This window comes from Galbibacter sp. L-19, assembly GCF_056857615.1.
Window position 1 is genome coordinate 164845 of the sequence record NZ_JBSXNL010000041.1, and the last position, 6268, is coordinate 171112.

Below are 6268 nucleotides of genomic sequence, written 5' to 3' on the forward strand. Positions count from 1 at the left end.
TTTAATAATATAATAGTGATAAATTTTAAGCCTTGACAGTAAATGTTGAGGCTTTTTTGTTTGTGTATTTTTTGTTCTAGATACCTATATGGGAAACAAAAGGGAGAAAAGTGGTTGAAACTTTTACGTTTTAAGATTGACAATTTTAATAGATCAACTAAAGAAGGCTTATGAGTTATCTGGACATCCATACTATCAAGTAAAACATAACTTTTGTTTTAACACAAATAACATTGTATTAACTTACCTTTTATAAAAAATAGTTTTTTTTGCTTACTTTTAGAAAATAGTCTCATTATAAAATAGGTATCGTCTAGAGTGGCATCTTATAAAATTCATAGAAACATAAAATTATCTTCTGAGATAGATATAAACTCTAAAGAAGGGTTTGATCTTATCTTTAAATTATACTATGGAAAACTGTTTCATATTGCCAAAGGATATTTAGTGTTTAATGAAGATGCTGAAGAAATAGTACAGAATGTATTTTTACAACTTTTAGAAAATAAAGATACTGCCTCTAAAATCAATAATCTTAATAATTACTTATATACCTTAACCAAGAATGCTTGCCTAGATCATTTAAAGCATTTAAAAGTTAAATCAAATTTCTCCGAGCAAAAGAAAAAAATTCAACAAGGCTTAATTAATGACGAAGCAGCTTCTTTACTGATAGAAAATGAGTTGAGTAAAAGGATAGAAGAAGCAATTGCGTTACTACCTGAAAAATGTAAAGTAGTATTTGTAAAAAGTAAGTATGAAGGCTTAAAACGAAAAGAAATAGCTAGTATATTAGATATTTCACCACGTACAGTGGATAATCATTTGGCAAATGCTTTAAAGCATATGCGACTGCATTTAAAAGAATACATTACATATTTATTTTAAAAAAAAACTAAATTTCGTTTAGGTAATTCTTCATTTTAAATCGTCTATAATTAAAGAGGCAATTTTTTAAATGAAAGAATTATTAAAAAAATATATTGAAGGGAAAACCGATGCTACAGAAACGGAGACTGTAGAAAATTGGATTCTTAGTAGTGATAAAAATCAGAAGACTTACAATATTTTAAAGACTGCTAATACTATTAATTCCTTTGAGGAAACCGAAGCCCGAATTAATGTAGATAAAGAATTAATTAAGCTTAAAGCGAGCAAGACCAAATCTTCAAAATCAATACGGACTTATTATAAATACGCAGCTATTTTTATAGTGCTGTTAGGAGGGGCGTATATATTTTTAATTCAAAATTCCTTTCAGCAAAAATCCATTCCAGAAAATGCAATAACACTTACGTTAGATGATGGTACAATAAAGGTTATTTCTGAAAACTCTGAAGAAGAAATACTAAGTAGCACAGGAAAAATGGTAGGAGTAAAAGGTTTAAATAAGATTGTATATAAAAACATAGCTAATAACATTGAAACGGAAGCGGTTTCTTATAACACCTTAAATGTACCCTACGGAAAACAATTTAACCTAGAATTGGCAGACGGTTCTGTTATATACTTAAACGCTGGGAGTAGAATAACTTACCCAACAAATTTTAACGGTCAAAAACACAGAGAGGTTTTAATTAGTGGAGAAGCATTTTTTGAAATAGCAAAAGATACATTACACCCATTTGTGGTGAGAGCAAATAACCTTGGAGTACAAGTTTATGGTACAAAATTTAACGTGTCGGCATATAAGGAAGATGCTACCGTACAAACAGTTTTGGTAGAAGGTTCTGTAGGGCTGTATTCTGAAAATGAAGATAAAAAAACAGAAACTACATTTTTAAAGCCTGGATATATGGCAATCTGGGAGAAGGCTGATGAAAATATCTCAATAGGTAAAACAGATGTATCTATTTATACCTCATGGATGCAAGGCGAGTTAGTATTTAAGCATATGCCATTTAGAAATATTTTGAAAAAATTAGAAAGACACTACAATGTGTCAATAGATATGCCTACAGATTCAATTGCAAATTTAACTTTTACAGCAAGTTTTAATGAAGATAAGGCGTTGCCAGAAGTATTAGAAACTTTTAAACAATATTATGGAATTCATTATCAAATAAACAATAATAAAGTAAATATATATTAACACATAAAACTATGGAGTCTATGAATAAATAAAGCTAATGAAACATCCATGTCTAATTTTTAGTCATACATCGGAATGCTTATCTGGATGTTCCGCATGATTACTAAATACAATAAAAAAGCACATGAAAGCTAACTAAGAAACTCTTGATATAAAAAAATCGGAAAATGCAGCCACATTTCCCGATTTAGAGAGTGATTAAATTATTTAACCACATTTTTAAGAAAAGCAAAAATATGAAAAATCTAACTAGGATTAGGAAAAACATTCCTATTCACCAAAGTCATGTTTTAAAAATGAAATTGTCTGTTGTACTATTTTTTTTCATGATAATTCAAGTAAACGCCAATTTAACTTACGGACAAAAAGATAAAGTATCCGTTAACCTCCAAAATGTAAATTTAGATAGAGTACTAACAGCTATTGAGTCGCAAACAGATTATCGATTTATTTATAAAGACGATGAAATAGATTACAAAAAGAGTGTTTCAATCAAGGTAGAGAAATCGCCAATAGAAGAGGTATTACAAGATTTATTCAGAAATACTTCTATAGACTACCAAGTAGTTGGAACCCAAATTATTTTAAAGCCGAATAAGCATATTAAAACAGAGGTTTTAACGCAAAAAACTACTATTGTACAAGTATCTGTAAATGGAAGTGTATTAGATGATAATGGGCAACCCTTACCAGGAGCTAGTATTTTAGAAAAAGGAACAACTAATGGTGCTACCACAGATTTTAACGGGAATTTTTCTTTAACACTTACTAATTCTGATGCGGTTCTAGTTGTATCTTATATTGGATTTGTAGCTAAAGAAGTAGCAGTAAATGGGAATGAAAATATAACAGTAACACTTGAAGAAGATTTTGCAAAACTCGATGAGGTAGTAGTAATTGGGTATGGGCAACAATCAAAAGCTAAAGTAATAGGTTCTGTAGGTAAAATAGAGGAAGAAGAACTTTCCAAAGTAGCGTCATCATCTGTAGGGCAACAATTAGCGGGGAAAATGTCAGGAGTTGTAGTTAATCAATCAAATGGACAACCAGGAGCGGCATCTCAAATTGTTATTAGAGGTACTGGTACGTTAACTGCGGGGACAAATCCATTGATAGTTGTAGATGGATTTCCATTATCCGAAGGGAGTTCATTAAACTCAATTAATCCAGATGATATTGCAACAGTTAATGTTTTAAAAGATGCGGCATCTGCATCTATTTATGGGTCTAGAGCAGTAAATGGGGTTATTTTAGTAACTACAAAACAAGGGAGTAAGAATGAAAAAACTACAATTACGTTAGATACTTATGTTGGGATGCAAGAACAAAGTTCTGGTGTAGAATTGGTGGATGCATACCAATTTGCACAATTTATAACAGAAGCACGAAATTGGGGGTATGTTTCCAAAGATCCAGCAAACCGTAGCGCAACAGATCCTAATTCTGTTCGAGTTACTAAAACTATAAACGGTCAAGGGATAGACGGACGAGAATTGTATTTAGATTTTCTGCAACCCTACCTAGATGGAAAACCAGGTCTTACAAATACAGATTGGATGGATGTTGCCTTTAGAGCTGCAGCAATGTATAATTATAACCTTTCAGCCTCAGGAGGTAATGAAAAAACAAAATTCTATACTTCTTTAGGTTATTTTAATCAGGAGGGAATTGTTATAGGAAGCGATTTAAAAAGATATTCTGCTAACATAAATTTAAATTCGAAATTAACAGATAAGATAAATATAGGTGTAAGTGTAAAACCTTCATTTACAGATCAAAATGCATTAGATCAAGGTAGTAGAAGTTCAGGAGCTATCGCCTTAGTTCCTTTAAATTTTTCTTATTACAGTCCATATACAGACAATGGAGATATTAATATAAGTGAGCAAATAATAAATGAGCAACGAGAAATTGAAGGAGTACGTATTAATGGTACCCCTGTTGAAAATTTATTAGCAACCTCAACAATGGTGAAAGATAATAGGCAACAATTTAGAGTATTTGGAAACGTATTTGCCGATTTTGAAATCGTTAAAAATTTAAAATATAAAATTTCATTAGGCGGAGATTATGAAAACTACACTCGCAATTTTTATTATCCATCCTCGGTTGGTTCATATAGAACGCCAGCTCCTCGTTCTGATGCCGAAGCTACTCAGGATAAACAAACTAGATATAATTATTTAATAGAGAACACATTGAATTATGATTTTTCTTTAGCTAAACATAATTTTGATTTATTAGCAGGTTATACATTTCAAAAGGAAAACATAGATTTTTCAAGTACTGTAGGTACTGGATTTGCCGATGATAATATTAAAAATATAGCAGGAGCAAGTTCTCATACTACAAATTATAATTTAGCAATATGGGCTTTAGAGTCATATTTTACAAGGTTGCAATACGACTATGATGCAAAATATCTTTTTAGCGCAGCTATAAGAAAAGACGGTTCCTCAAGATTTGGTAGTAATAATAGATGGGGATATTTTCCTTCTGTATCTGGAGGATGGGTTTTCACTAGAGAATCGTTTATGCCTTTAGAAGATATACTAACCTTTGGTAAAATATCTGCAAGTTGGGGACAAACAGGGAATAATCAAATAGGGAATTATGGATCGTACGCATTGGTTACAGATTCTAACTATGTTAACGGGAATTCTCTAGCAGCTGGTTATATAACTACATCTGCTCCAAATCCTAATTTAGGATGGGAAGTAGCATCAGCAATGAATATTGGACTAGATCTTAGCTTTTTTCATAAGTTAAACTTCAGCATGGCTTATTATAAAACTAATACCAAAGACTTATTATTAAATGTTCCTGTTCCTCAGCAAACTGGGTATGAGAATGTGTTAGCCAATATAGGGGAAATGGAAAATAAGGGTTTAGAATTTGAATTGAGCGGAAGAAATTTCATGCTAGGAAATGTAGGACTTGGCTTTAATGCTAATTTAACGTCATATCAGAATAAAGTATTGGCTTTGGGACCTGGACAAGAAGAGATTGCAACAGGAAGAGATCAACTTTTTGTTACTAAAGTTGGAGGTTCTATTGCTGAAATATATGGATATGAAGTAGATGGAGTTTTTAAAACTCAACAAGAAATAGATAATACCCCACATTTATCGGGAACACTTACAGGAGATTTCAAAGTGAAAGATATTAATGGAGATGGTAAGATTAATGATGATGATAAGGTGTCTAAAGGAACATATACACCAGATTTTACCTATGGTTTTGGAGGAAGTGTAGCTTACAAAGGTTTTAACTTTAGTTTTAATTTTAATGGAGTTTCAGGACGTACTTTAATGGATGGAGATATGGCTTCTTTAACGGAAGCTGGAGAAGGCTTTTCTGTACCTACAACGTATTATTTTGAAAATCGATACCATCCAGTAAACAATCCAGATGGATTTTTAGGGCAACCTAATTTTGGAAACTTTTCAAATTCTAGAAAAATTTTACGTAGCTCGGTAGTTGTAGAGGAAAATAATGGAGATTATATCAGACTTCGAGATATCAGAATAGCATACGATTTTAGTAAATCAATATTAGAAAGGTTACGTTTATCAAAACTTCAGTTATACGTATCTGGAAATAATGTATTTACAAAGACAGATTATAGAGGATGGAATCCAGATGGAACATCGTCCAATATTCTTACTTCAGGATATAATGATGGATCTAATTATCCATTAGCAAAAACCTATTTAGTAGGATTAAGAATAGCATATTAATCATTAACTGATAAAATACCAGAGATGAGAATATTAAAAATAATATTGATAGGGGGCTTATTCTTTATAGTTTCATGTGAAAAAGAATTAATCCAAAACCCAAATACAGACAAAGTTGCAAATAACTTTTATACAAATGAAGCAGAACTTGAAGAAGGAGTAAATGCAGTATATGCTACCTTACAGTTTGGCGGAAATTATGACATTGCAATTCCAGCATTAGGAGAAATACCTGGAGAAGATGCTTATGATGAAACTCCTGCAAATGATGGAGGAGTGTATGGAGAAATAGACCAATATAACCCGTTGTGCATTTAGGCAATATTGATTTTTAGGTTATTGATATTTCTGTTGAATTCAAATATGTTTATATATTGAATGACCGTCATAGCCGTAATCTTAGATAATATTCTGTTTTTGAATCCCTCAAAAGATT

4 protein-coding genes and 1 pseudogene are annotated in these 6268 nt (G+C 31.4%); 4 read left to right on the forward strand and 1 reads right to left on the reverse strand.

All coding sequences use genetic code 11. The annotated features are described in order from the left end of the window. Positions 1–318 precede the first annotated feature (318 nt). The 4 genes from AC13CQ_RS05340 to AC13CQ_RS05355 all read left to right on the forward strand — a co-directional run bounded on the left by AC13CQ_RS05340 (position 319) and on the right by AC13CQ_RS05355 (position 6150). Positions 319–888, forward strand: coding sequence for an RNA polymerase sigma-70 factor (locus AC13CQ_RS05340; protein WP_008614072.1), 570 nt, complete (start codon positions 319–321; stop codon positions 886–888). 70 nt (positions 889–958) lie between these two features. After that, on the forward strand, positions 959–2092 hold the full coding sequence (locus AC13CQ_RS05345; protein ID WP_008614074.1) for a FecR family protein: 1134 nt from the start codon (positions 959–961) through the stop codon (positions 2090–2092). Between the two features lie 236 nt (positions 2093–2328). After that, on the forward strand, positions 2329–5832 hold the full coding sequence (locus AC13CQ_RS05350) for a TonB-dependent receptor (protein ID WP_008614076.1): 3504 nt from the start codon (positions 2329–2331) through the stop codon (positions 5830–5832). Between the two features lie 24 nt (positions 5833–5856). Further along, positions 5857–6150 (forward strand): hypothetical protein, encoded by a 294-nt coding sequence (locus AC13CQ_RS05355; RefSeq protein ID WP_482882728.1) that lies wholly within the window; start codon positions 5857–5859, stop codon positions 6148–6150. Here AC13CQ_RS05355 and AC13CQ_RS05360 read toward each other — a convergent pair. After that, positions 6147–6268 (reverse strand): annotated as a pseudogene (locus tag AC13CQ_RS05360) (IS982 family transposase); the annotation flags it as partial. The gene AC13CQ_RS05355 and the pseudogene AC13CQ_RS05360 overlap by 4 nt on opposite strands.

Coding starts and splice junctions, on each gene's coding strand:
- AC13CQ_RS05345 (WP_008614074.1), top strand. CDS start 959: ATGAAAGAATTATTAAAAAAATATATTGAAGGGAAAACCGATGCTACA.
- AC13CQ_RS05350 (WP_008614076.1), top strand. CDS start 2,329: ATGAAAAATCTAACTAGGATTAGGAAAAACATTCCTATTCACCAAAGT.
- AC13CQ_RS05355 (WP_482882728.1), top strand. CDS start 5,857: ATGAGAATATTAAAAATAATATTGATAGGGGGCTTATTCTTTATAGTT.